At 36.4% G+C, this 1,847-nt stretch carries 4 protein-coding genes and 1 riboswitch; of the genes, 3 read left to right on the top strand and 1 reads right to left on the bottom strand.

Annotated features, from left to right (window positions below):
* The first annotated feature begins 96 nt into the window (after positions 1–96).
* A riboswitch (Fluoride riboswitch) is annotated at positions 97–157 on the top strand.
* Positions 158–210: 53 nt separating this feature from the next.
* The 3 genes from crcB (WB217_RS08950) (at position 211) to WB217_RS08940 (ending at position 1,393) form a co-directional block, all read left to right on the top strand.
* A complete protein-coding gene (crcB, locus tag WB217_RS08950; RefSeq protein WP_423992663.1) occupies positions 211–597 on the top strand; it encodes a fluoride efflux transporter CrcB in 387 nt (128 codons plus the stop codon).
* Positions 584–952, top strand: a complete 369-nt coding sequence (crcB, locus tag WB217_RS08945; RefSeq protein WP_423992661.1) for a fluoride efflux transporter CrcB — start codon at positions 584–586, stop codon at positions 950–952. The genes crcB (WB217_RS08950) and crcB (WB217_RS08945) overlap by 14 nt, the downstream gene beginning before the upstream one ends.
* Before the next feature lie 291 nt (positions 953–1,243).
* On the top strand, positions 1,244–1,393 hold the full coding sequence (locus WB217_RS08940) for a hypothetical protein (protein WP_423992659.1): 150 nt from the start codon (positions 1,244–1,246) through the stop codon (positions 1,391–1,393).
* A gap of 41 nt (positions 1,394–1,434) precedes the next feature.
* On the opposite strand, the gene WB217_RS08935 is transcribed toward WB217_RS08940, so the two are convergent.
* Positions 1,435–1,847: FMN-dependent NADH-azoreductase (locus tag WB217_RS08935; RefSeq protein ID WP_423992657.1), on the bottom strand; the 413-nt coding region annotated here is incomplete at its 5' end.

Raw genomic sequence — 1,847 nt, 5'->3', positions numbered from 1 at the left:
TTTTAAACATGTTTATATTTTCGATTTTTCATTCCGATATTCATTCGCAATGCATTTGTTGGCTTGCTGCGGAATTCAAACTATATTATGATTTAATAATGAATAGGTGATGGAGTTCACCTTAAACCGCCGTAAGGCTAATGGCTCCTGTCAGTAATTTTAGCTGGCAGGAGTCTATTATTTTTTAATTGAAATTCGGAGGCATAGATCATGGCTTACTTATGGATTGGGATAGCAGGTTTCCTCGGGGCAATTTTAAGATATAGTATTGGTCTTTTCTTATTTGATGAAAGTCTAGAGTTTCCTTTTGCCACACTTACCGTTAATCTATTAGGCAGTTTTTTATTATCCTGGTTCACTACTGTTTTTGTAAAAAGATTTTCAATTCCTGACCACTTGAAGGCTGCCATCGGAACGGGATTGATTGGCTCTTTTACTACTTTTTCTACGTTAAGTGTAGAAACGGTCACGTTAATTCACAATAATGAATTATTTTTAGCATTTGTTTATGTACTCATTAGTATTGCAGGAGGGCTCATTATGAGCCGGCTAGGATATCGGGTAGTAAAGGAGAAGCGAACCAATGAGCATACTTAATGTTTTTTTTGTTGGGTTAGGGGGGTTTTTGGGGGCCATCTCTCGTTATTCAGTCAGTCAATTCATCAATAAGAAGTTTTCTTTTAAAATCCCAATAGCTACACTTTTCATCAATTTACTAGGTTCCTTTCTTTTAGGCTTTATCATTGGAATGGGAATAGAAGGGACTGCCATATTATTAATGGGTACTGGCTTTATGGGGGCATTTACAACATTCTCAACCTTTAAACTTGAAGGAATTCAACTCCACTTAGAAAAACGGAAAAAAGATTTTTTCATTTACAACGGAGTTAGTTACGGTGGCGGAATTTTGTTAGCTTATATAGGGCTTACACTGGGACATTTATTTTTATAGTGATTAATGAAGGTATTTCTTTGTTTATTGAATAACTGCGAAATCATAATAAGTTGGTAAATTAAAGATTTACATTTTTGATAAGAAATTAGAACCTTTGAAACGGCAGAGATCTGCCGTTTTTTTGTTTATAGAAATTAGCCAAAATAGCGAAGCATAATCTTTAATAAGTAATTGCTCGTTTGATTTTGCTTTTTGTAAATAAAATTCGGAAATTTGCAGGAGAAAAGTATTGTTAATGGAAATATATTAGTAACAAATACCCATACTAATAAATAGGAGGTGGAATGAATGTTTGAATATGGCAAGGATATTCCATTAGAAGGTGCGGTAATAGGCCAATTGAATCAGCAGGTAAATGCTGAAGAACTGGCAAAAAGTGAAGGAACGGTGTTCAATTTTGACCATCGCAAGGACATCCCGCTGGACGGAGTTAAATAAATAAAAACAAAAAGCCTGGGCTTCCAGGCTTTTTTGGTGGGTTAAAATTGTTTTGCGAATTCCTTCGCACGATCAATTGCTTTTTGCTTAATATCTGCTGCTTGATCTGGTGTTGCTGCCATACCTTCAACTGCGATCGTTTCGATTTCAGGAACGCCCATGAATCCCAGGATTGCACGTAAATAGCTGTCGCCAAATTCCAGGGCCTTTGCAGGTCCTTCTGAATAAACACCGCCTCGAGCCTGGATGTGAACAGCTTTTTTATCTGTCAATAAACCAACAGGTCCTTCCGCAGTATATTTAAATGTCTTGCCAGCAATCGCAATATTATCGATATAGGACTTCAATTTTGGAGGGAAGCTCAAATTCCACATCGGAGTTACGAAAACATATTTATCGGCTGCTACGAATTGATCTGTCAGTTGATTGATTGAGCTCACTTTTTGCTTTTCAT

The organism is Mesobacillus sp. (assembly GCF_049588175.1).
Taxonomy (GTDB): Bacteria; Bacillota; Bacilli; order Bacillales; family Cytobacillaceae; genus Mesobacillus.
The sequence above is the reverse complement of the archived record's forward strand: the minus strand, read 5'-3'. Positions and strand labels throughout refer to the sequence as shown.